This is a genomic window from Vibrio sp. J2-3(2022) (genome assembly GCF_021725735.1).
Classification (GTDB): Bacteria; Pseudomonadota; Gammaproteobacteria; order Enterobacterales; family Vibrionaceae; genus Vibrio; species Vibrio diabolicus.
Map to the genome: position 1 here is coordinate 97,499 of NZ_JAKKCK010000004.1, position 22,372 is coordinate 119,870.

At 44.2% G+C, this 22,372-nt stretch carries 20 protein-coding genes; 7 read left to right on the forward strand and 13 right to left on the reverse strand.

Annotation, left to right across the window (positions count from 1 at the left end; genetic code table 11):
• Positions 1–145 precede the first annotated feature (145 nt).
• The 8 genes from ribA to nrfB all read right to left on the reverse strand — a co-directional run bounded on the left by ribA (position 146) and on the right by nrfB (position 6,422).
• Entirely contained in the window at positions 146–802 is a 657-nt protein-coding gene (gene ribA, locus L3V27_RS15590; protein ID WP_005394759.1) for a GTP cyclohydrolase II, read from the reverse strand.
• 216 nt (positions 803–1,018) lie between these two features.
• Positions 1,019–1,195, reverse strand: a complete 177-nt coding sequence (locus tag L3V27_RS15595) for a hypothetical protein (protein ID WP_005394761.1) — start codon at positions 1,193–1,195, stop codon at positions 1,019–1,021.
• 146 nt (positions 1,196–1,341) lie between these two features.
• Positions 1,342–1,752, reverse strand: a complete 411-nt coding sequence (locus L3V27_RS15600) for a cytochrome c-type biogenesis protein CcmH (RefSeq protein WP_237312260.1) — start codon at positions 1,750–1,752, stop codon at positions 1,342–1,344.
• Positions 1,739–2,272 (reverse strand): DsbE family thiol:disulfide interchange protein, encoded by a 534-nt coding sequence (locus tag L3V27_RS15605; protein ID WP_237312262.1) that lies wholly within the window; start codon positions 2,270–2,272, stop codon positions 1,739–1,741. The genes L3V27_RS15600 and L3V27_RS15605 overlap by 14 nt, the downstream gene beginning before the upstream one ends.
• Positions 2,250–4,154: a heme lyase NrfEFG subunit NrfE gene (gene nrfE, locus L3V27_RS15610; protein WP_237312264.1), complete on the reverse strand. Its 1,905-nt coding sequence runs from the start codon at positions 4,152–4,154 to the stop codon at positions 2,250–2,252. The genes L3V27_RS15605 and nrfE overlap by 23 nt, the downstream gene beginning before the upstream one ends.
• A gap of 9 nt (positions 4,155–4,163) precedes the next feature.
• Entirely contained in the window at positions 4,164–5,135 is a 972-nt protein-coding gene (gene nrfD / locus L3V27_RS15615; protein WP_237312266.1) for a cytochrome c nitrite reductase subunit NrfD, read from the reverse strand.
• Positions 5,132–5,818 carry a cytochrome c nitrite reductase Fe-S protein gene (nrfC, locus tag L3V27_RS15620; RefSeq protein ID WP_203343299.1) on the reverse strand — a complete coding sequence of 229 codons (687 nt, stop codon included), beginning with the start codon at positions 5,816–5,818 and terminating at the stop codon, positions 5,132–5,134. Before nrfC ends, nrfD begins: the two co-directional genes overlap by 4 nt.
• A 1-nt stretch (position 5,819) precedes the next feature.
• Entirely contained in the window at positions 5,820–6,422 is a 603-nt protein-coding gene (gene nrfB / locus L3V27_RS15625) for a cytochrome c nitrite reductase pentaheme subunit (protein ID WP_237312268.1), read from the reverse strand.
• Between the two features lie 449 nt (positions 6,423–6,871).
• Here nrfB and nrfA point away from each other — a divergent pair, with 449 nt between their 5' ends.
• On the forward strand, positions 6,872–8,299 hold the full coding sequence (gene nrfA / locus L3V27_RS15630; protein WP_005394777.1) for an ammonia-forming nitrite reductase cytochrome c552 subunit: 1,428 nt from the start codon (positions 6,872–6,874) through the stop codon (positions 8,297–8,299).
• An 87-nt stretch (positions 8,300–8,386) separates the two neighbouring features.
• Here the strand turns inward: nrfA and L3V27_RS15635 are convergent, their stop codons facing one another.
• The 3 genes from L3V27_RS15635 to gyrA all read right to left on the reverse strand — a co-directional run bounded on the left by L3V27_RS15635 (position 8,387) and on the right by gyrA (position 12,451).
• On the reverse strand, positions 8,387–8,941 hold the full coding sequence (locus tag L3V27_RS15635) for a hypothetical protein (protein ID WP_012841631.1): 555 nt from the start codon (positions 8,939–8,941) through the stop codon (positions 8,387–8,389).
• A 42-nt stretch (positions 8,942–8,983) separates the two neighbouring features.
• Complete coding sequence (locus tag L3V27_RS15640) at positions 8,984–9,607, reverse strand: cytochrome c (RefSeq protein WP_006743142.1); 624 nt, start codon at positions 9,605–9,607, stop codon at positions 8,984–8,986.
• Positions 9,608–9,730: 123 nt separating this feature from the next.
• The gene (gene gyrA, locus L3V27_RS15645) at positions 9,731–12,451 is read right to left on the reverse strand and encodes a DNA topoisomerase (ATP-hydrolyzing) subunit A (protein ID WP_005394780.1); all 2,721 of its coding nucleotides are present in this window, start codon (positions 12,449–12,451) and stop codon (positions 9,731–9,733) included.
• A 480-nt stretch (positions 12,452–12,931) separates the two neighbouring features.
• Here gyrA and ubiG point away from each other — a divergent pair, with 480 nt between their 5' ends.
• The 4 genes from ubiG to yfaE all read left to right on the forward strand — a co-directional run bounded on the left by ubiG (position 12,932) and on the right by yfaE (position 17,919).
• A complete protein-coding gene (gene ubiG / locus L3V27_RS15650; protein WP_074191519.1) occupies positions 12,932–13,639 on the forward strand; it encodes a bifunctional 2-polyprenyl-6-hydroxyphenol methylase/3-demethylubiquinol 3-O-methyltransferase UbiG in 708 nt (235 codons plus the stop codon).
• Positions 13,640–14,140: 501 nt separating this feature from the next.
• Positions 14,141–16,423 (forward strand): class 1a ribonucleoside-diphosphate reductase subunit alpha, encoded by a 2,283-nt coding sequence (gene nrdA / locus L3V27_RS15655; protein ID WP_005394788.1) that lies wholly within the window; start codon positions 14,141–14,143, stop codon positions 16,421–16,423.
• Between the two features lie 81 nt (positions 16,424–16,504).
• Positions 16,505–17,638: a class Ia ribonucleoside-diphosphate reductase subunit beta gene (gene nrdB, locus L3V27_RS15660; RefSeq protein WP_005376818.1), complete on the forward strand. Its 1,134-nt coding sequence runs from the start codon at positions 16,505–16,507 to the stop codon at positions 17,636–17,638.
• Positions 17,638–17,919 (forward strand): class I ribonucleotide reductase maintenance protein YfaE, encoded by a 282-nt coding sequence (yfaE, locus tag L3V27_RS15665; protein ID WP_005376817.1) that lies wholly within the window; start codon positions 17,638–17,640, stop codon positions 17,917–17,919. Before nrdB ends, yfaE begins: the two co-directional genes overlap by 1 nt.
• A gap of 95 nt (positions 17,920–18,014) precedes the next feature.
• Here the strand turns inward: yfaE and L3V27_RS15670 are convergent, their stop codons facing one another.
• Complete coding sequence (locus L3V27_RS15670) at positions 18,015–19,247, reverse strand: CinA family nicotinamide mononucleotide deamidase-related protein (RefSeq protein WP_237312269.1); 1,233 nt, start codon at positions 19,245–19,247, stop codon at positions 18,015–18,017.
• Positions 19,248–19,440: 193 nt separating this feature from the next.
• On the opposite strand from L3V27_RS15670, the gene L3V27_RS15675 reads away from it, so the two are divergent.
• Both L3V27_RS15675 and L3V27_RS15680 read left to right on the forward strand, forming a co-directional pair.
• Entirely contained in the window at positions 19,441–20,343 is a 903-nt protein-coding gene (locus L3V27_RS15675; protein ID WP_237312388.1) for a DUF3943 domain-containing protein, read from the forward strand.
• Between the two features lie 226 nt (positions 20,344–20,569).
• A complete protein-coding gene (locus L3V27_RS15680; protein WP_005394795.1) occupies positions 20,570–21,082 on the forward strand; it encodes an ACT domain-containing protein in 513 nt (170 codons plus the stop codon).
• A gap of 78 nt (positions 21,083–21,160) precedes the next feature.
• Here the strand turns inward: L3V27_RS15680 and nspC are convergent, their stop codons facing one another.
• Complete coding sequence (gene nspC / locus L3V27_RS15685; protein ID WP_237312271.1) at positions 21,161–22,294, reverse strand: carboxynorspermidine decarboxylase; 1,134 nt, start codon at positions 22,292–22,294, stop codon at positions 21,161–21,163.
• Between the last annotated feature and the right edge of the window lie 78 nt (positions 22,295–22,372).

Genomic DNA, 22,372 nt, shown 5'->3' on the forward strand with positions numbered 1-22,372 from the left:
TTTTATTCGTAGTGCTAATTATTCTTATTTGCACTATTAGTCACGAGATAATACAAATTTACAATTTATTTTCAACTCTAGATACAAAAAAAGCCTCATCATTGTGAGGCTTTTAACATGCAAAACTGATAATTTAATAAATAAATCAGAACTTTAGATTGTGCTTACCATGAGAAACTTTTGCTTTTAGGTAGCTTTCATTACCATCTTTAATATGTGCAGATGTATTGACAACCTCAACAATCTCGATGCCGTATTCTGCTAATTCACGGATTTTCTTAGGGTTGTTGGTCACAAGGCGAATTTTACTTACACCTAATGCTTCGAGCATTTGCGCTGCTTCAGTGAAATCACGAAGGTCATCGTCAAAACCCAAATGGTTGTTTGCTTCATAGGTGTTCATACCTTGGCTTTGCAAACGGTACGCATCAATCTTATTGTATAGACCAATACCACGACCTTCCTGACGTAGGTATAAAATAATACCGCCAGATTCGCCCATGCGTTGAATGGTTTCTTCTAATTGCTCGCCGCAATCACAGCGGGATGAGTGAAAAACATCACCAGTAAGACATTCTGAATGCATACGCACCAAAGGCGTTTCTTGCGTTTGATCCGCTTGCCTAAAGATAACTGCCACATGCTCTTTATCTGTCTTCAGGCCACGAAAAGACAGGATTTCAGCATCGATATTACTTTTAGCCCCGACTTTAAAATCTACTCTGGCACGTACTTCCGCCATATCTATACTCACTCGATTTATTGCTTGATGCGCTTGATGCGTTTTCGTTATTGCATTCATGGGATTCACTCATTGCTCTTCAACTATGGGGATTGATACCGCATTTTTCAATATAGAGATCACAATTGAGAGCAGTTATCCCCTAAAGACAGCCAAAGAGAACAACTCCCCGCGCTGACGAATTGTTATAGTATAACAATTTTGAAAAACTACAATAAAAAACCCCAGACAAATTTTGTCTGGGGTTGATAAAGAGTTGCATGTAGGGGTGATGATTTAATGTGTTTGGCTACGTTTCCAAACAGTAAGCTCTATCCATACCGCTTCGAGTTCTTGAATTTCTTCTTCGGTTAATACGGCAAGAGACGATGTAACTTGAGGCAGTTTCGAGGTTTGCAATGCACGAATCTGCGAATAAAAGTCTTTTTTTAACTGTAATATAACTGAATCCACTGCGTGCACCTACTTAGTTCTTTTATTACTTCTCCAGCTCAAATCGTTGATTTTCTTTATACTGGAATCTTCATAAATTCGGAAAAATGATAACATTCTGTTTGTTATCTGCACGATTTATTTCCCATAGTGGAATAGTGGTCACATTATTGACGCTTTATCATTTTGATCGAAAATAGGATAAAAAAGATCAAAACTAATAGAGGAAAGATCCACAACGCCGCTGTCGAATAATTAAATGGTGGCTGATACAAAACGATATTCCCATATCTCTGAACCAAATAATCTTTTACCTCTTGATCCGTGCTTCCTTCGTTTACCATCGAGTACACTTTCAGTCTTAAATCTTTAGCGGCTTGTGCATTAGATTCAACAAGGTTTTGGTTTTGACATTGTGGGCATCGCAAAGCCTTGGCTAATGCATTTGCTCTTTGTTGCAGTTCAACGGAATGAAATTCAAACAGATCAACATGCTGCGTAATTTGCTCTGCTTTGACCCAAGAAGAACACAAAGAAAACAAAACAATAATGAAGTAAGCATATTTAAAGTGAGACATTAAAATACCCCGAAAATAACGAGTTCCATTTGTCTATTGTTAACTTACCTCTATATTTGATCAAAACATTGCCATTTTGATCAATTAAGTAAGTTTCAGGTGTTCCTATTACACCAAGTTCAACCGCCAGTTGCCCATTAGGATCGGATATAACTTCGGTATATGGATTGTGTGAAGAGCTCAAATAGCGTTTAGCCGCGCTCTCTTTATCTCGATAGTTAAGACCAACGATGGGCACACCTTGTCGAGCTAAGTTGAGCAAATCATCATGTTCTTGTTGACAAACCCCACACCAAGACGCCCAAACATTCAATAGCACATAACCTTGATTTTCTAGTACTGCATCGGTGATTCGATTGCCTGAAATGAGTGAGTAAGCGGTAAAATCCGGGATAGATAACACACGATTTTGTTGTATTTCTACGTTTGGTCTATCGGATAATGCCAATGTCGCGGTGACAAAAAAAATCGCAACTAGCAATATGAGAACGATCAGTTTAAGCGTATTTTTCGATCTCATTACCTTTTCCCCTTAGATTCATCATACTCCCAAAAGCACTTATTACGATTAAAGCGCCACCAAACCATATCCACCATATGCCCGCGCGATATTGCACTTTAATTGCGTAGGCGCTGTTGTCGAGCTTGTCACCCAAAGTGATGTAGTAGTCTCCATGCCATAGTGATCGAATAGCGGGCTCGGTCATATTCATCACGCGTACAGGGTAATGCCGTTTCTCGGGTTGAAAGTTCAACGCCTTACCGCTCTCCAAATAAAGATCAACACTTCCCTGTTCTGCGGTGTAGTTCGGCCCAACTAACCATTCAATTCCATGATAATCAACGGTGATACCCGCTTTTTGATACGAGCTACCAGGCTCTGCCCGTAAGTTGTATTCATACGAATAGTCACTATTAAATACTGCTCCGCTTGCAGCCAACGCAAAGCCAATATGAGCAAGAAGCATAGGCATTAATTTGCTCTTGTTTTCTGCATAAAACAGCAAAAGCAAATGAGAAACCACTACCCACGTCGCTAATACCAGAGTAATCAAAGTCGTTATATGAAGCTCTTTTGTAGTAAAAACGAAAATAGTACTAACCGCAATAACATGAATACCGACAAACCCAATGGTTTTAACGGCATGAGGACTGGCTCCTTTCGTCCACTTCAACACGGGCATAAAGGCGAGAAAGGTCAGAGCAAGTAATGTAAGGGGAAAAACGAGGCTGTTAAAGTAAGGTGCCCCAACGGATATATTACCCAAGCCAAGCAGTTGATAAAGCATTGGGTAAAAGGTACCGAGGAAAACAATCGCCATACAAACAACGAGAAGTCCAATAGCGATGTATACCATGTAGGCACGACTTATTAACGAATCGAGCGTAAAACGAGGAATATGTAGCCCTCGCATAATGAGCACACCAAAGGTGACAATCACCAAAATGCTGAGAACAGCAAGAAGTACTACACCTTTGGTTGGATCAACCGCAAACGCGTGTACTGAGGTTAATACACCCGATCTCACCACAAATGTGCCGAGAATACTCAAACTGAACGTCGCAAAAGCCAATGCGTAGGTGCTCCAAATTGCTCCTTTATTACGCTTCGACAACACACCGCTATGCAGTAGTGCGGTACCCATTAACCAAGGCAGCAAAGACGCGTTTTCTACCGGGTCCCAAAACCACCACCCGCCCCAACCTAACTCATTGTATGCCCACCAAGCACCGATCAAAATTCCAATTGTTAGCGTACCCCAAGCAAAGAAAGCGGCACTACGGGCAACACCATACCATTCATTTATAGGTCGTTTCGCTAATAACGCAGCTAAGGCGAACGCCAGTATCGCGGCATAACCAACGTAACCCAAATACAACAGCGGTGGATGAATAATAAGCCCGATATCTTGCAACATCGGATTGAGATCTCGTCCCTCCAACGCTAGTGTCTGAGCATACTCAAAAGGATTGGACGTGGTGAGGGTAAACCAAGCGAAAATAGCAATAAGTAAGTTCATGATACCCAAGCAATCGCCTGTATATTGAGTGCAAACTGGCGACTTGATAGCAATAAAAGACGCCCATAAGCTCAACGTAACCACCCAAAACAACATAGACCCTTGATGGCCGCCCCAAGCAGCTGCAATCTTAAACGCGATAGGTAACTGGCTGTTCGAGTGTGTAACCACATACTCAAGCGCAAAATTATCCTGAATAAAACAGACTATCAAAAGCGCCAAACAAACTAAGGAGGCTAAGCTGATAATATGAGACGTTGCGGTTTGGTGTGGCAACACTCCCTTCTTACTCAGCGTAAAGCAAACCCAATGCAGCAGCGTCGCACATGTCGATGCGACAGCCACCAATATCAACAAAAAGAAACCGAGCTCAGCCTCCATTTTGCCTCCTTACACGATGGTCATTTGACCAGCATAGAGAATGAAAGTACGCAGCATGAGTACGCCAACCAAACTCAACGTTGTGACCGCAAAAACGTAACTTCTCCTATGACGAACTTCAGAAGGCGTTAGCCAGTTTAGTGTCAACGGTGTGATCATTCCGATGAGCACCACCCCAACCCAGAACCACTGAGCCCAGAACCCACTCGAAATGGCATTCCAAGCCGCGGCTTCATTTTGCCCGCCACTAAAGATAAGCCCAGTAAAGAATGTCACTAAGACAAACAGCTCAAACAATACTACTGGGCGTTCAAATCCGTGTACCCAAGACACACTTGGGCTGCTGGTCGACTCTTTAAACACCAAGATGCCGAACATCAAACATGCTGCTGCGCCAGATGACAAACTAGAGAATAGGAATAAGATTGGCAGTACTGGATTGTTTAGCATTGGGTAAGTCTTCAATGCAGACAATAAAAAGCCGGTGTATGCCGCAAGCACGATGGCTAAGAAGCCCAAGAATAATTCAATTGCGTTGTTGGCTTTCCCCGCCTTAATCAAAATGCCATCAGCAAAATCCAGCAGTTTGCTTGGTAACTTCCCTTCACAAAAGCTGATGATTTGATGGCGGAAGATAACGCCGATCCAAACAAACAGGACTAGCATGTACACTTGGAACAAGATCACGCCCATCGACATTACCGACGTTGGGTTGTAGTAGATCATGATCTTCCAAAACTCTAAAGGCTTGGTTAAATGGAAAATCAAAATTACCAACCCTGCAATGATGCCAAATGGTGCGAGCCAAGCCATCGCTTTCATGATGCCGTTGTTTGCGGGATCACCTTCAATCACTTTGCGTTTTAAATAGATAGAAATCATCACCGCACCTGCTGACATCCCAGCAAGGAATAAGTAAATCGCGATGATCCAATCCCAGACTAACGAGTCAAAGTGGAATGCACTTTCGAAGCCGTTCATGATGACACCTCCCCTTTGCTATGCGGAATTTTGTACAGTTTAGGTTGCGTACCTAAATGCGATTTATCGCGATAGACAACATGGCTTTCGATAGCTTTGCTCACCTCGCTAGTTGGGTCATTTAAATCACCAAAGATAAGTGCTTTTGTTGGGCAAGACTCCACGCAAGCTGGCTGCTTACCTTGCGCTAGATTGGTATCACGGCAGAAGTTACATTTATCCGCAGAGTGATCGACTGGATTAAAGAAGCGCACTTGGTAAGGGCAAGCGGCAAGGCAATAACCACATCCGACACATTTCTCTTTGTGTACATCCACAATGCCCGTCGCTTCATCTTTGTATGCTGCGCCTGTTGGGCACACATAGACACATGGTGGATTATCACAGTGCTGACAGGATTCGCGAGTAAACTGGTATTCCACATCTGGGAATTCGCCAATCGGTTCACTGCGATGAATTTTAAGTCGCGTCACGCCTTCAGGGACTTTATTTACTTCGCGACAAGCATCGGTACAAGCGGTACAGCCAATGCAGGCATTTTCATCATGAACCATACCCATGCGCTTCGCTTGTTCACTGTTGCTGGCATAAAGAGAGGAGCTAACAACGGAAGTGCCCGCAACGCCTGTAGTTAAAATCAACGCACCGCTGCTAGCTAAAAAGTTTCTTCTCGAACATTTCATGCTATCTCTCCTCTTCTTTGGCAAGTTCAGGTTCGACGGCAAATTCAGAGTGACAATCCACACACTGCTTGATCAGTTGTTTTCTGTCGTACGACAACGCTTTGGTTTTCGCTACGTGTACATCGTGGCAATTTGAACAAGTGAGGTTTTTGGCGTGCACATCGTGCGTCCAATGCTTTTCTCTTAACTTAAGTGGCGCGTGACAATCCACACACTGGCTATTAGCTTTGAGAATCAAGCTTGGGTCAAGGGACACTTTGTCGTGCACCGCTTTCGATTGCGCAGCAGAAAACTTAATCACATCGGGTGCACCTTCACGGTGATCAGGGCCGATGTTGCTGTGACAGTTAGTGCAATTGAGCTGCTTACCTTGACTCAATAACGCTTGCGAATCATGCGATAGATTCAGAGTATCTTTAGCATCCTTATGACATTGAAGACATTTATAGTCTCGGTCACGGATCAACTCGACTTGATGACGCTCAGCTTGAGCACCTTCAACTGGCTCTGAAGAAGTCGCATGGGCGGCGGTGAAAAAACCATAGATGGCAAAGATGAAGAGAAATTTCAGCATTGTCTCTATGGTCAATTTTATATTGCCCATATTTTTCTTTCCTTAGCTCGATAATAATTGATAACTCTTATCAACTATTATTTGAGCAACAATTAATTTCCTCTGAAGATATTTTTACACCTTCAAATGACATCAATTCTTATTTTGGAAAGCCACAACGCTAAACCTGTATTTATAATACCTCTATAATTCCTAAGAGGTAGAATCACATGTTCAAAAAGCGACCTTAATCACCTTATTTTTAGAATGGTTATACCCATAACACGCTGTGATTAAAGGGGATTACAACATACCACTTTAGGGGTATATAAACTTAAACATGATTAAGATCACTAGCATAAATTGATCTAAAACAAGGCCAATTTCGGTCACTATTTCATCTATTCAATTCACTATTAATATTAACGATAGATCTCCGATTCTTATTTGGAATAGCTCCTCACAACGCTGCTAATAAAAACGAATATGGAGATAACACCGTGAGCATAAAACACTGGATGAGCGCACCTATCGCGGTTGCGACCTTATTCGCCAGCCAATTATTTTTGGTTGGTGCTCCTTTGGCGGCAGAGGATACTGGTCTCATAGAGCCTCGCAATGATACCTTTGAACAAAACCATCCTGACCAATATCACTCTTGGAAAGCCACATCGGAAAGCGAGCATATTGAAGATGCCTTAAGTGAAGACCCAAACATGGTGATCTTGTGGGCTGGTTATGGTTTTGCTAAAGACTACAACAAAGCGCGCGGTCACTTTTACGCGCTTGATGATGTGAGGCAAACCCTCAGAACTGGCGCACCAGCAGACGAAAACTCCGGGCCAATGCCGATGGCTTGTTGGAGTTGTAAAAGCCCAGATGTCGCCCGCGTAATTGAAGAGCGCGGTGAAGACGGCTATTTTGAAGGTAAATGGGCGCGCTTGGGCTCAGAAATCGTCAACCCTATCGGTTGTTCCGACTGTCACAATACGGGTTCTGAAGCCTTCAAGAAAGGCGAACCCGCACTGGCACTGACTCGCCCATACGTCGAGCGTGCTTTTGACACCATCGGCAAAAATTTTGACCAACAATCTCGCTTAGATAAACAAGCGTCAGTCTGCGCTCAATGTCATGTCGAGTACTACTTCACAGGTCCGACTAAAGCAGTCAAATTCCCATGGGACATGGGGACCAACGTCGCTGATATGGAGAAATACTACGACGCGTTGAACTTTAAAGATTGGACGCACGCCGTTTCTAAAGCACCAATGCTCAAGGCACAACACCCAGGTTTCGAAACTTGGAGAGCGGGTATTCATGGCAAAAACAAAGTGGTGTGTGTGGACTGTCACATGCCTAAAGTAACCAAAGAAGACGGTACGGTATACACCGACCACAAAGTGGGTAACCCGTTTGATCGTTTTGAAGACACCTGTGCGCAATGCCATACTCAAACCAAAGAGCAACTACAAGGCATCGTTTCGACTCGCAAAGCGCAAGTACTAAACATGAAGCTAACCGCCGAGAAGCAAATTGTGGCAGCACACTTTGAAGCTGGTGCAGCATGGGAAGCAGGGGCAACAGAAGAAGAGATGCAACCTATCCTACAAGATATTCGCCATGCACAATGGCGTTGGGACTACGCGATTGCTTCTCACGGTGTTCACATGCATGCTCCTGAGGTAGCACTTGAAGTACTCGGTACCGCAGTTGATCGCGCTGCTGACGCTCGTACTAAGTTAGTTCGTTTACTGGCAACAAAAGGTATTACTGACCCAGTTCAAATTCCAGATATCTCGACCAAAGCAAAAGCGCAACAAGCACTAGGTATGGATATGGAAAAGATGAACGCAGATAAGAAACACTTCCTAGAAACGGTGGCACCAGAATGGGATAAAGCAGCTGCTGAGCGCGAAGCAACGTACTGATCAGTATCGATTACACTAGGTTAAATGGATAAAACGAAGGGCGCACGTTGCGCCCTTTTTGTTTGATAGAAGGCATAGGAAAACAGATTAGCGACGAGGAAGTCTCGGCCTAGGCTGAATATGTGGACGTGTTTTAGGCATCTGCACATTTGGGCGTGTAACTGGGCGCTGGATCTTCGTTTCCGGCAATGCTTTTCTTTGTTGAACCTTTTCTTTCACCGCTTTATCTTGTAAAGCCATAGGCTCGATGCGCTTGGGGCGGTTCTCCCACTTGGTTTGAATCTCCTGCTTTTGCTCGTCAGGCAGCGATTGCCAATGATCGTCAAGCTGTCGCTTCATGTTATCGATATTGGCGGACATATCATCGTCTTTCCAATCTTCGACTTTGTCTTTGATGGATTGCTGTTGCTCTTCATCCAAGCCATTCCACCACTCTTCTAGTTTCTCTTTGTATTCATCGTCGTTGTCGCAACAACCCGGATAGTAGTAAATCCAGTAGTCGTCATGATCGTACCACCAAGGGTCGTAATAACCGGAAGAGTAATAAACCGCAGATGAGGTGCCAGAATGTTCGGAAGAGCTACAACCCACTAACACGGAGCCGCACAGCACCACCAATATTCCGAACGCTTTATTCTTCATTCGTCCCCCCACCTTTCTTCTACTACTTATTAGAGTCTACTCCTACAACAGCTCTTTAGCTTTATTGATCGAGTTAATAATTTGTACTCGATCCAAGCTTGGATCGTTCGAGTCGAGCAATAGCACCCAAGTATCAATGGCTTCCTGAAAGCGGAATGACAAAAAATGATCATTGGCGATCAAAGACAAAGCCGCTTCATTGTGCGGTTCTATCTGCAAAGCTTGTTCTAGAAGCAAACTGACTTCTTGCGTCATTGATTGCTGGTGAATGTAGTATAAGGTCGTCGCTTTCGCAGCAAGTTGCGTGGCACCGACTGGCTCAGTCAGTTGGATGGCGTAATCAAAACAAATCAGTGCGCCATCCAATTCTCCCTCTAGCAGGTAGCCCTGCCCTAGCTGAAACCACAATTCGGCATTGTTTGGGTCTTCACGCAATTGGTCTTGAATTTCCTGCATGATATCGCGAGCAGTCATCATTCGAGAGACTTCAGCTTGAATAGGTTGTGGAGGAGATTGACGCAACAATAAGAAGCTAGCGCTGGTTAACACTAGTACCAAAGCACAAAAACCGAACCATTGTGCCGCTCTTACTCTTGAAGCGCTGAGCGATAATACGACGACGAATAATCCCATCAAAGTGATGGCAATGAAAAACCAAACAGACATAACGCGCTCCCTAGACAAACTGAGTATTAGTGTACTGGTTTAATGCTTGTATTGCGTTGATAGAGGTACAAAAAAGCCGAGCAACTGAGGCTCGGCTTTTTACATTAGAATAGTGACGAAAGATTACTCTTCGTTACCTTCCTCTGCATCATCAGCGGCTGGCGCTTCTGGAGTATCTTGCTGCGTATTTTCGTCTGTTGACTCTAACGCTTCTGCTTCTTCACCAGCAGGCAGCTCTTCGTCATCAACTTCTTCAATACGTTGCAAACCAACAACAGATTCGTCTTCCGCAGTACGGATAAGCGTTACACCTTGCGTGTTACGACCAACCTGGCTAACTTCACCCACACGAGTACGTACTAGTGTACCAGCGTCGGTGATCATCATCATTTCATCACCTTCAACAACCTGGATAGCACCAACTACCGGGCCGTTTCGCTCAGAAACTTTGATAGAAACGACACCTTGAGTGCCTCGACCTTTTGTCGGGTACTCACTCAGCGCTGTACGTTTACCGTAACCGTTTTCTGTAACTGTTAGGATGTCGCCTTCGTGTGAAGGAACGATAAGTGATACAACTTGGTCATTTTCAGCCAGTTTCATACCACGCACACCAGAGGCGGTACGACCCATAGGACGAACACCTTTAAACTTGATCTCTGGCTGACCATTCTCATCAAGAACTGGCTTACCATTTTCGTCAAGTACTGGAATTTCTTCTGCTTCTTTAAAGCGAACCACTTTACCCGCTTTAGAGAACAGCATGATTTCGTTTTCGCCGTTAGTGATATCCACACCGATTAACGAATCGTCTTCACGTAGGTTTACCGCAATCAGACCATTTGAACGAACATTTGCAAACTGGTTCAACGGCGTTTTCTTAACCGTACCGTCACCTGTTGCCATGAAGATGAATTTGTCTTCAGAGAATTCATCAACACGCAGAATCGCGGTAATACGCTCACCTTCTTCTAGTGGAAGGATGTTCACAATTGGCTTACCACGAGCAGTGCGGCTCGCTAGAGGCAATTGGTAAACTTTCAGACGGTATGTTTTACCGCGAGTAGAGAAACACAAGATGTTATCGTGGGTATTCGCCACTAGAAGACGCTCGATATGGTCTTCATCTTTCATCTTGGTCGCACTCTTACCTTTACCACCACGGCGCTGTGACTCGTAGTCGCTCAGCACTTGGTACTTAACGTAACCACCGTGCGATAGAGTAACCACAACGTCTTCACGTGCGATCAGCTCTTCCATGTCGATATCATGGCTCGCAGCTGTGATTTCTGTACGACGAGCATCACCAAAGCCGTCACGAACCGCTTCAAGTTCTTCGCGGATCACTTCCATCAAACGCTCAGTGCTTGCAAGGATATGCATGAGTTCAGCGATTTCTTCTAGAAGTGTTTTGTATTCGCCAAGAATCTTCTCGTGTTCTAGACCTGTTAGTTTATGTAAACGTAGATCTAGAATTGCTTGTGCTTGTTGCTCAGTCAGGAAGTACTGACCATCGCGGATACCATATTGAGGCTCTAGCCACTCAGGGCGTGCTGCATCAGTACCTGCACGCTCTAGCATTGCTGAAACGTTGCCTAAATCCCAACCACGAGCAATAAGACCCGCTTTTGCTTCAGCCGGTGTTGGCGCCTTACGGATAAGCTCAATGATTTCATCAATGTTGGCAAGCGCTAGCGCTAAACCTTCAAGGATGTGGGCACGTTCACGCGCTTTACGTAGTTCGAAAATAGTACGACGAGTCACAACTTCACGACGGTGATCAACGAAGCACTTCAACATATCTTTCAGGTTGAATAGCTGTGGTTGGCCATTGTTTAGGGCCACCATGTTGATACCGAAAGTGGTTTGCAACTGAGTCTGAGCGTATAGGTTGTTTAGAACCACTTCGCCCACGGCGTCGCGCTTACATTCAATAACAATACGCATACCATCTTTATCTGACTCGTCGCGCAGTGCACTGATGCCTTCAACTTTCTTATCTTTAACTAGCTCAGCGATCTTTTCGATCAAGCGAGCTTTGTTTACCTGGTATGGGATCTCAGTGACGATGATGGTTTCTTTACCATTCTTCTCCACTTCGATGTCCGCTTTCGAACGCATGTAGATTTTGCCGCGACCTGTTTTGTACGCGTCTACAATGCCTTTACGACCGCTGATCAGCGCCGCCGTTGGGAAATCAGGACCAGGAATGTAATCCATTAGTTCATCAATAGTGATTTCTTCATTATTGATGTATGCAAGACAGCCATCGATCACTTCGCCAAGGTTATGAGGCGGGATGTTGGTTGCCATACCTACTGCGATACCAGAAGCACCGTTAACCAATAGGTTTGGAATTTTAGTTGGAAGAACCGCTGGGATCTGCTCAGTACCGTCGTAGTTTGGTACGTAGTCTACGGTCTCTTTGTCTAGGTCAGCCAATAGTTCGTGGGCAATTTTTGCCATTCGAACTTCGGTGTAACGCATTGCCGCAGCAGAGTCGCCATCGATAGAGCCAAAGTTACCTTGACCATCGACCAGCATGTAACGAAGCGAGAACGGTTGAGCCATACGTACGATTGTGTCGTACACAGCACTATCACCGTGTGGGTGATATTTACCGATTACGTCGCCGACAACACGGGCTGATTTTTTATATGGTTTGTTCCAATCGTTGCCTAGTACGTTCATCGCGAATAAAACGCGGCGGTGTACTGGTTTTAGGCCATCACGCACATCTGGAAGAGCACGACCCACGATGACTGACATCGCATAGTCTAGATATGAACCTCTAAGCTCATCTTCAATGTTTACGGGCGTGATCTCTTTAGCTAAATCGCTCATAGAGCCATTATCCCTCTATTATCTGATCGTAATTACGATACGTGTAAGGTGCAAAAATATAACACACAATTCATCACTTCGGCATCACTTTCCCTCTCCTTTTATCAGGTTGTGAGCTTGGTTATGAATCAAATGTCGAGAATTTGCACACTCATCCCATATCTTTCTGATTAGTGGTTATATTTCGGTCAATATTGAGCAAAATCGGACTCTGTACGTATGGAACTTAGTTGAAATCGTTAATCCCAATATATCCACACAACGTCAAAAATGCCGGTTTTAGAGTATTGTCACTGGCACTAGTTCAAGGATGAACCAAAAACATGCAAGCCCTTTCAAAGTTACAGGAGCCTGTTGTTGCCGCACCAGTGAACTCTGTCATTGTCCCTTCACTAAGCACGTCGAGGTTGTTTGGTTATAAAACGTTGGAGTATACTGACGCCCTCTAAAGGACTCAGATTGAATGCAATAAAACCAATTATGACTAAAGCACAAAACGTCGACCCAAGTGAAATTAAGAAATTCGAGGACATGGCTTCTCGATGGTGGGATTTAGAAGGCGAGTTTAAGCCACTTCATCAAATTAACCCACTTCGTTTGAACTATGTACTTGAAAAAGCAAATGGCTTGTTTGGCAAGCGCACACTTGATGTCGGCTGTGGTGGTGGCATTCTTGCTGAAAGCATGGCGAAAGAAGGCGCTATTGTGACTGGACTTGATATGGGCAAAGAACCTTTAGAAGTCGCACGACTACATGCATTAGAAACAGGTACTCAACTGACCTACATTCAGAGCACAATAGAAGACCACGCTATAGAAAACGCAGGGACTTACGATGTCGTGACTTGTATGGAGATGCTTGAACACGTTCCAGATCCTCTCTCCGTTATCCGCTCTTGTGCTGCGCTAGTAAAACCTGGTGGTCACGTGTTTTTCTCAACCTTGAACCGAAACATCAAGTCATACTTGTTTGCTATTGTCGGTGCAGAGAAGCTTCTTAAGATTGTTCCTGAGGGGACTCACGAGCACGAGAAGTTTATCAAGCCTGCCGAAATGATGAAGATGATAGACCAAACAGACCTAACAGAAATGGGCATTACAGGCCTGCATTACAACCCTCTTAATGACAGTTACAAACTCGGCCGTAATGTAGATGTAAACTACATCGTTCATACTAAAAAATACTGAACGCCGTTATGTTAAAAAATGCGTTTTGTAATTGACATTTTTTGTAGAAAATGAATCGAAAGCGGTAGCACAAAGTTGCCGCTTTTTTTGTCTTTTTATGCCTAAAATTCGTGCTCTAGATTCCATTTTAACCAACCTATTTTTCGTAGATAAAAACGGCCAAAGATCAAGGAAAATATTTTTGCATGCGGTTATTTCTAAACCGATCTCAAAACCGTGCTTTTAACCATTCAAGTCTGCCCTTTTCTCATCGGTTAGTGTTCACTTACTGATTTTTTTCATTTTGTCAGTTATCCACAAGTCATCCCCGATCTGTACCTTGATAAATCAGTGTAATAGCACTATCTTGTAACCCGCAAACAAATGAACCCCTATATGTTGTGTTTAAGCGACAATATATAGATAGACTTTGATCACAAAGCCGCCGCAAGCTTTACTCATATTGCACATAAACAAACAAAAATACGGCTTTTATCAGTTTTCTTAGGGAAATAAAGCAGAATGAACCAACAACTTACCGTCACCAAGCGTGATGGCCGTAAAGAAAGTATCGATCTGGATAAAATCCACCGCGTTATCACTTGGGCTGCAGAAGGTCTAGATAATGTTTCGGTTTCTCAAGTAGAACTTCGCGCTCACATCCAGTTTTACGACGGCATCACAACGACAGATATTCACGAGACAATCATCAAGTCTGCGGCAGACCTGATCTCTGAAGAGACTCCGGATTACCAATACCTAGCTGCTCGCCTAGCGGTATTCCATCTGCGTAAAAAAGCGTATGGCCAATACGAGCCACCAACGCTTTATGATCACGTGTCTCGCCTCGTCGATATGGGTAAGTACGATCAACATATTCTAGAAGACTACACAAAAGCAGAACTCGACGAACTTGATGCGTACATCGACCATAAACGCGACCTAAACTTCTCATACGCGGCAGTTAAGCAGCTAGAGGGCAAGTACTTCGTACAAAACCGTGTAACGGGCCAAATTTACGAAAGTGCTCAGTTCTTATATATCCTTGTAGCAGCGTGCCTATTTGCGAAATATCCAAAAGCAACGCGTCTTGATTACATCAAGCGTTTCTACGATGCGACATCGACATTTAAGATTTCTCTACCTACGCCAATTATGTCTGGCGTGCGCACCCCTACTCGCCAGTTCAGCTCATGTGTTCTGATCGAGTGTGGCGACAGTCTTGATTCTATCAACGCAACAGCAAGCTCGATTGTTCGTTACGTATCTCAGCGCGCTGGTATTGGTATCAACGCTGGTCGTATCCGTGCATTAGGTTCAGAGATTCGCGGTGGTGAAGCGTTCCACACTGGCTGTATCCCGTTCTACAAATACTTCCAAACCGCAGTAAAATGTTGTTCGCAAGGTGGTGTTCGTGGTGGCGCAGCGACTGTATTCTACCCAATGTGGCACGGCGAAGCTCGCTCTCTAATGGTGCTTAAAAACAACCGTGGTGTTGAAGAGAACCGTGTTCGTCACATGGACTACGGTGTTCAGTTAAACAAACTGATGTACCAACGTTTAGTTGAGGGTGGCAACATCACACTATTCTCACCTTCAGACGTACCGGGTCTATACGACGCATTCTTCGAAAACCAAGAAGAGTTTGAGCGTCTATACGTGAAGTACGAGAACGATCCTTCAATCAAGAAAGAAACGGTTAAAGCGATTGAAATGTTCACTCTGCTAATGCAAGAGCGTGCATCAACAGGTCGTATCTACATTCAGAACGTGGACCACTGTAATACTCACAGCCCATTTGATTCTGAAGTAGCGCCAGTTCGTCAATCGAACCTATGTCTAGAAATCGCACTGCCAACGAAGCCATTAACTAACGTTGAAGATGACTCGGGCGAGATCGCACTATGTACGCTTTCTGCCTTCAACCTTGGTGCTATCAAGTCTCTAGATGATTTCGAAGAGCTATCTGATCTTGTTGTTCGTGCGCTAGATGCACTGCTTGATTATCAAGATTACCCTCTACCAGCGGCATACAAATCGACGATGAACCGTCGTACGCTAGGTGTTGGTGTGATCAACTTCGCTTACTACTTAGCGAAGCATGGCGTGAAATACTCTGACGGTAGCGCAAATGGCCTGACTCACCGTACGTTCGAAGCAATGCAGTACTACCTACTAAAAGCATCGGTAGAACTGGCGAAAGAGCAAGGCAAGTGCCCTTCATTCGACGAAACGAACTACGCGAAAGGCTTACTGCCGATTGATACGTACAAGAAAGATATCGACCTAATTTGTGACGAAGCGCTGCACTACGACTGGGACAGCCTACGTAAAGAAATTATGGAGCACGGCCTACGTAACTCAACACTGACTGCGCTAATGCCTTCTGAGACCTCTTCTCAGATTTCAAACGCAACTAACGGTATTGAGCCACCACGTGGTTATGTTTCAGTAAAAGCTTCGAAAGACGGTATTCTGAAGCAAGTTGTACCTGAGTTCACTGAACTTAAAGACAACTATGAACTGCTTTGGAACATCGGTTCGAACGACGGTTACCTACATCTTGTGGGTATTATGCAGAAGTTTGTTGACCAAGCTATCTCTGCTAATACTAACTACGACCCGTCACGTTACGAGACTGGCAAGGTACCAATGAAGAAACTACTTCAAGACCTGCTAACAGCGTACAAGTTTGGTGTGAAAACGCTTTACTACCATAACACTCGTGATGGCGCAAAAGATGAACAGAAAGACGCTGTTCAACCACAAGATGACGATTGTGCTGGCGGCGGTTGTAAGATTTAATCTACCCGCACCTAACACTCCGTAAAGACAGACTATCGATAACCTCCCCTTATGGGGAGGTTTAAAAGGAATTGAGGCATTATGGCTTACAGTACTTTTAACCAAAAAAAGAATGACCAATTGAAGGAACCAATGTTCCTAGGTCAATCAGTAAACGTTGCACGCTACGACCAACAAAAGTTTGAGATTTTCGAAAAGCTTATCGAGAAACAACTTTCTTTCTTCTGGCGTCCAGAAGAAGTAGACGTATCTAGCGACCGTATCGATTACAACAAACTGCCAGATCACGAGAAGCACATCTTCATCTCTAACTTGAAGTACCAAACGCTTCTAGACTCTATCCAAGGTCGTAGCCCTAACGTGGCACTGCTGCCGCTTGTGTCTCTGCCGGAACTAGAGACTTGGATTGAGACTTGGTCTTTCTCTGAAACGATTCACTCTCGTTCTTACACGCACATTATTCGTAACATCGTGAACGACCCTGCGGTGGTATTTGATGATATCGTTGAGAACGAGCACATCCTGAAGCGTGCAAAAGACATCGCGCACTACTACGACGATTTGATTCAAGCGACGAATGATTACCATCGCTACGGTGAAGGTGAGCATGTCCTTAACGGTGAAACGGTTAAGGTTAGTCTGTACGATCTGAAGAAGAAACTGTACATCTGTCTGATGTCTGTTAACGCACTAGAAGCGATTCGTTTTTACGTAAGTTTCGCATGTTCTTTCGCTTTTGCAGAACGCGAACTAATGGAGGGTAACGCGAAAATAATCAAACTGATTGCACGTGATGAAGCGCTTCACCTGAACGGTACGCAACACATGATCAACCTGCTACGTAACGGTCAGGATGATTTCACTTTCATGCAAATCGCAGAAGAAGCAAAACAAGACTGTTTTGACCTATTCAAAGAAGCGGCTGAGCAAGAAAAAGAGTGGGCAGAGTATCTATTCAAAGATGGCTCGATGATCGGTCTAAACAAAGACATCCTAAGCCAATATGTTGAATACATCACCAACATCCGTATGCAAGCAGTAGGTCTACCTGCAGCTTATCCAGAAGCAACAACCAACCCAATCCCATGGATTAACGCTTGGTTGTCTTCAGATAACGTTCAAGTTGCACCTCAAGAAGCGGAAATTTCTTCTTACCTTGTGGGTCAAATTGACAATGAAGTTCGCGCAGACGACTTCGAAGGATTCGAGCTGTAATGGCAACACTCAAAATCAACAAACTCATCAGTATTGAATCCAACCCTTCCAATACAATTTTGGAAACAATGGAGCAAGCTGGCTTATTACCAGAATACAACTGTCGTGATGGGCACTGTGGCGCTTGTCGCTGCAAGTTGGAATCTGGTGAAGTGGAGTATGTTGGTTTTGCCATGGCTTACACGCAAAGTGATGAGATATTACCTTGTATCTGTAAAGCAAAATCGGATTTGTCACTCAGTGGCGTTAACTACGCGATGAAAGAAAAGCAGCGCGCATAACGTGACTCGACGGTATAAAACGCAAAAGCCAAGGTGATTACCTTGGCTTTTTTGTATCTACGTGTTTTATCTCTCAGGCTGTTATAGGTCTCTGGTTATAAAGCACTACCTGGGAGATGCATCTCTTTAACTTTCTCTAAAAATGCATAATGTGCAAACATCGGTTTACGTTCTAGGTAGCGACGCAACAAGTCTAGTGCTGCCGTGCTGATCACTTTAACTTGATCATTGCGCTGATACTTTTTCGAGAGTTTATATAACGCCCCCCACTCGCCTGACGGTGTCGATAAAGCGACGGAAAAAACACCCTCTTCAATATCGCCAGTGACGAGTGATAAATCCGTCCCACACTTCTCTCGCGTCGCTCCTGCCAGAGCAAACGTTTCTGCTAATGGGTCTCCGCTGTTGCTCATCGCTTGAGTCTGGCTTGGTAGTACCCAACCATGTCCAAGTTGCCTTTCAGCGTTTTCATCACTATTTAACCAATAAGTTAAGTATCCACCACTGCTTTTTTCGGAAACCGACACGGTTAACTCTTTATCCACCAACAGCTGGCCGACATTTTCAACCATAGGTAAATCAATACTAACGGTATTGCTTTCAAGATGCTTATTGATCATCTGTACCAACTTCAAACGCTGTTCAAACTGGTCAGAAGGGCCAAAGAGTTTCACTTCAATAAAAGGTAAGTAAGAGCGATAACCAAGCTCATACCCTTGAGGAAGTTTTAGCTGATCAAGCTTGTCCGAGATGCCGGATTCGGAAAGGCCAAACGTATAGATTCGACTACAACATGAACCTTGCACCTCTGGAAAAGCTCTTCTCAGATCAGGCAAAATTTGCGTCTCTGCCATAAGCTTAAATTCACTTGGCACACCCGGCGTAAAATAAAAAATGGCATCATTAATCAGCATCTTGAAACCACAGGCTGTGCCTATCGGGTTATCCAGAATCTCAGCCATTTCTGGTAGCATGGCTTGTTTTAAATTACTGTCTGGCATTGGGATGCCACGTCGAGCATACAAACTTTCTAGATGCTGCAACCACTCTTTGAAAAGCACGAGTTTACACTCAGCAGCTCTCGCGGCGGCGGCGGCACTCATATCATCGGTCGTTGGCCCTAAACCACCATTCACGATCACCACGTCATTGTTGAAGCTCAACATTAAAAACTCTTCAACCAAGCTCGACAGGCTATCACCAACCGTTGAGCGCTTTGTTAAGCCAAATCCATGTTGATAAAACAGGCTAGATAACCATGCCGCATTAGTATCAACAATATCACCGTGGAGCACTTCCTCACCGGTACTAAGCATTGCTATTTTCACAACTGACTCCTGAACATAAGCACAATCCTATTATTCGTTATAGTGCTTATTTTTCTTTTTATTTGGACGAATCTCGACGAGATATATTGGGACTAAATAAGGATCAAGTATTTAAATGGTTGATGTTTTGAGGGATAATTGCGAGCCCGATCATCACACCATCAACTCGGAGACCTTTGTGTCAAAATCATCCATGTTCAAGAAAACTCTAACTGGCCTTTGCTTGACTTCGTCAGCGCTTGCGCACGCAAGTCAGTACGATATGACCAGTCATACGGAGTTTTCTTACACACCTGATTGCTTGTCAGGTTACTGCGAAACGACGACTCTGTACACCTTCGAGTCTCAAAATCGCGGTCTTATGTTTGAACAGAATAATGATGATTCATTAAATCTTGATGCAGGGCTTCAGCCTAAACATCTCATTATCCCTCAAGGTAAAGACTGGGATTACCTCATGGGTCAAACCTACACCATTCTTGGCCTGAGTATCGCAACCGTTGGTATGATGACTTTCCTTCCAGAAAGTATCACTAAATGGGACGAAGAAGACCGAGACATGAGTAAGCTGGGTCAAAAATGGAAAGATAATGTCTCTGACGGGCCTGTTTGGGATCGTGATGAACATGTCCTCAACTACATCATGCATCCTTATTTTGGCGGCGTTTACTACACAGCCGCACGCCACGCTGGCTATAACGAGTTTCAGTCATTCTTGTACTCCGCAACCATGTCAACGTTCTTTTGGGAGTACGGAGTAGAGGCATTTGCAGAAGTGCCATCTTGGCAGGATATTTTTATCACACCATTCTTTGGTGCTGTGGTTGGCGAAATGATGCTCACTGCTGAGCAAGATATTGTAGCAAACGGCGGCGAAGTCATGGGCTCTGAAACCGTCGGTGATGTATCACTCTTCTTCCTAAACCCTGTTGGGCATATCCATTATTGGGTAACCGATGCATGGGGCGGTAGTGCAGAACTACAATTTAATTCATCACCTTGGTTTGGTAATCAAGACGTCGCAAAATTCGCAATGGACGCAGGCGCCAACTACGATAGCCAATTTTACGGTGTCGAACTAAAAGTAACATTTTAGCCTTGACTTGAGTTGATACTCAGTAGAAAAGCAGCCTTATGATGGCTGCTTTTTTGTGCCCTAAACATCGTTTTAATTATTTGCTTCACGAATTAGTGTCAAAAATTGACTTTCATCAAACATAACCCTCTCCTAGCACCTACACTAAATAAAAGGATTTATTCCAATAACTTAAGTAGCACGTTTATTCGTACTGCGTCCAAACCTTATTCCAGGAGGGGACATTATGAACACCGTATTTATTGTTAATTTTGTCGGACAAGCGTCACCCGCAACTATCAAAGAACTCGCAGCAATTACTCATGAAAATGGCGGTAAATGGCTGATAAGCAAAGTAAACTTTATCGAAGATCAAGTTGCAGGTGTCATCAAAGTAGAGCTTCCAAGAGAAAATGCCGACATCGTTAAAGAGGCGTTCTCTTCATGTCAAACTCTTGTGGTTAGGTTCGTTGACTCGGATCCTCACTCGCATCGTGAAGACACCATCTTTCAGCTTCGCTTAGATGCCAACGATAGAGCAGGTATTGTGAATGAAATTACTCACGTTCTCGATAATCAAGGCATTTCAATTCTAGATATGGATTGCCAACGCGTATTCATTGCAGGCGGCGGTGGGGTAAGCTCCAGCTTATTCAGCGCAAAAATGGCGATTAAATTGCCTAGCGAGCTAGAGATAGAGGACGTGGCTAATGAGTTAGAATCTCTGAGTGAAGACACTCGTGTAATTGTAGAAAGCTAACTGCATACCTTTAACGCTTCTCCAATGAAAAAGAGCAGCAATTCAGCTGCTCTTTGTCGTTCTAATACTCAATACGTTTTATTCCACTGACCACTGAGACAGTGAACGTTTGAAATCAGAGTAGTCAAATTCATTCAGTTTTTGAATGTCACCATTCGAGCGTTCACAGTAAACCGAAGGCATACGTAGACCGTTAAACCAGTTCAGTTTCACCATGGTGTAACCTGCACTATCTAGAATATGCAGACGCTGTCCGATCTCGAGAGGCTGTTCGAAGTTCGCCACGCAAAACTGGTCACCAGCTAAACAAGAGCACGACCCAATCACGTATTCATGTTCACCGTTTTCAGATGCTTCAAGAATGGACGCTGGCTCGTTGTAGATAAGTGTATCCAAACGGTGGGCTTCTGTTGCTGAATCGACAATCGCCGTCTTCTTCACGTTCTCCACGATATCAACCACTGTTACAACAAGATCGGTTGTCTTAGTGATGATCGCTTCACCCGGCTCTAGATACATTTGTACGCCGTGTTTCTCTGAGAATGCTTTAAGCGCTAAACCCAACTTCTCGATGTCGTATCCCGGCCATGTGAAGAACACGCCGCCACCCATGCTTACCCAGTCCAGCTTATCTAGGTACTCGCCAAACAGCTCTGAAATAGCATCGAGTAAGCCGATAAACGCATCCACGTCTTTGTTCTCACAGTTCATGTGGAACATTACGCCATCAATACCATCAAAAATTTCCGGTTTGATGTGATCAGCCTGAACACCAAGACGAGAGAATTGACGCGCTGGGTTTGCTAAGTCTTGCCCTGCGTAGCTCACACCAGGGTTTAGGCGCAAGCCAATCGATGCTTTACCTTCGACAATATGACGATAAGCCGCTAACTGTGACTGAGAGTTAAAGATCATCTTGTCACAGATATTCGCCACATCGCGAACGTCATCTTCGCTGTAACCCACACTGTATGCGTGTGTCTCACCACCGAACGTTTCGTAGCCAAGCTTCACTTCAAACGGGCCAGAGCTGGTTGTTCCGTCTAGGTAAGGCTTGATGATGTCGAATACACCCCATGTTGAGAAGCACTTCAGTGCTAATACAAGCTTCACACCAGAGATGTCTTTTAGCTGTTTTGCTTTCTCTAGGTTCTCAATCAGCTTGTCTTCATTAATCATGAAGTATGGCGTTTTTAGTTCGTTTTGTTGCATTTTGATACCTTACGTCCCTTCGCCTTAGCAAAGGCACTATAAAATCGAACAAAGCCGACGCAAGTGCATCGGCTTAAA

Excerpts from the sequence above, each read along its gene's own strand:
- ribA (WP_005394759.1), bottom strand. The coding sequence starts at position 802 with ATGAATGCAATAACGAAAACGCATCAAGCGCATCAAGCAATAAATCGA.
- nrfC (WP_203343299.1), bottom strand. The coding sequence starts at position 5,818 with ATGAAATGTTCGAGAAGAAACTTTTTAGCTAGCAGCGGTGCGTTGATT.
- nrfB (WP_237312268.1), bottom strand. The coding sequence starts at position 6,422 with ATGGGCAATATAAAATTGACCATAGAGACAATGCTGAAATTTCTCTTC.
- ubiG (WP_074191519.1), top strand. The coding sequence starts at position 12,932 with ATGACTAAAGCACAAAACGTCGACCCAAGTGAAATTAAGAAATTCGAG.
- L3V27_RS15635 (WP_012841631.1), bottom strand. The coding sequence starts at position 8,941 with ATGAAGAATAAAGCGTTCGGAATATTGGTGGTGCTGTGCGGCTCCGTG.
- nspC (WP_237312271.1), bottom strand. The coding sequence starts at position 22,294 with ATGCAACAAAACGAACTAAAAACGCCATACTTCATGATTAATGAAGAC.
- nrfD (WP_237312266.1), bottom strand. The coding sequence starts at position 5,135 with ATGAACGGCTTCGAAAGTGCATTCCACTTTGACTCGTTAGTCTGGGAT.
- L3V27_RS15640 (WP_006743142.1), bottom strand. The coding sequence starts at position 9,607 with ATGTCTGTTTGGTTTTTCATTGCCATCACTTTGATGGGATTATTCGTC.
- nrdA (WP_005394788.1), top strand. The coding sequence starts at position 14,141 with ATGAACCAACAACTTACCGTCACCAAGCGTGATGGCCGTAAAGAAAGT.
- L3V27_RS15675 (WP_237312388.1), top strand. The coding sequence starts at position 19,441 with ATGTTCAAGAAAACTCTAACTGGCCTTTGCTTGACTTCGTCAGCGCTT.
- yfaE (WP_005376817.1), top strand. The coding sequence starts at position 17,638 with ATGGCAACACTCAAAATCAACAAACTCATCAGTATTGAATCCAACCCT.
- L3V27_RS15680 (WP_005394795.1), top strand. The coding sequence starts at position 20,570 with ATGAACACCGTATTTATTGTTAATTTTGTCGGACAAGCGTCACCCGCA.
- nrdB (WP_005376818.1), top strand. The coding sequence starts at position 16,505 with ATGGCTTACAGTACTTTTAACCAAAAAAAGAATGACCAATTGAAGGAA.
- gyrA (WP_005394780.1), bottom strand. The coding sequence starts at position 12,451 with ATGAGCGATTTAGCTAAAGAGATCACGCCCGTAAACATTGAAGATGAG.
- L3V27_RS15605 (WP_237312262.1), bottom strand. The coding sequence starts at position 2,272 with ATGAGATCGAAAAATACGCTTAAACTGATCGTTCTCATATTGCTAGTT.
- L3V27_RS15600 (WP_237312260.1), bottom strand. The coding sequence starts at position 1,752 with ATGTCTCACTTTAAATATGCTTACTTCATTATTGTTTTGTTTTCTTTG.
- nrfE (WP_237312264.1), bottom strand. The coding sequence starts at position 4,154 with ATGGAGGCTGAGCTCGGTTTCTTTTTGTTGATATTGGTGGCTGTCGCA.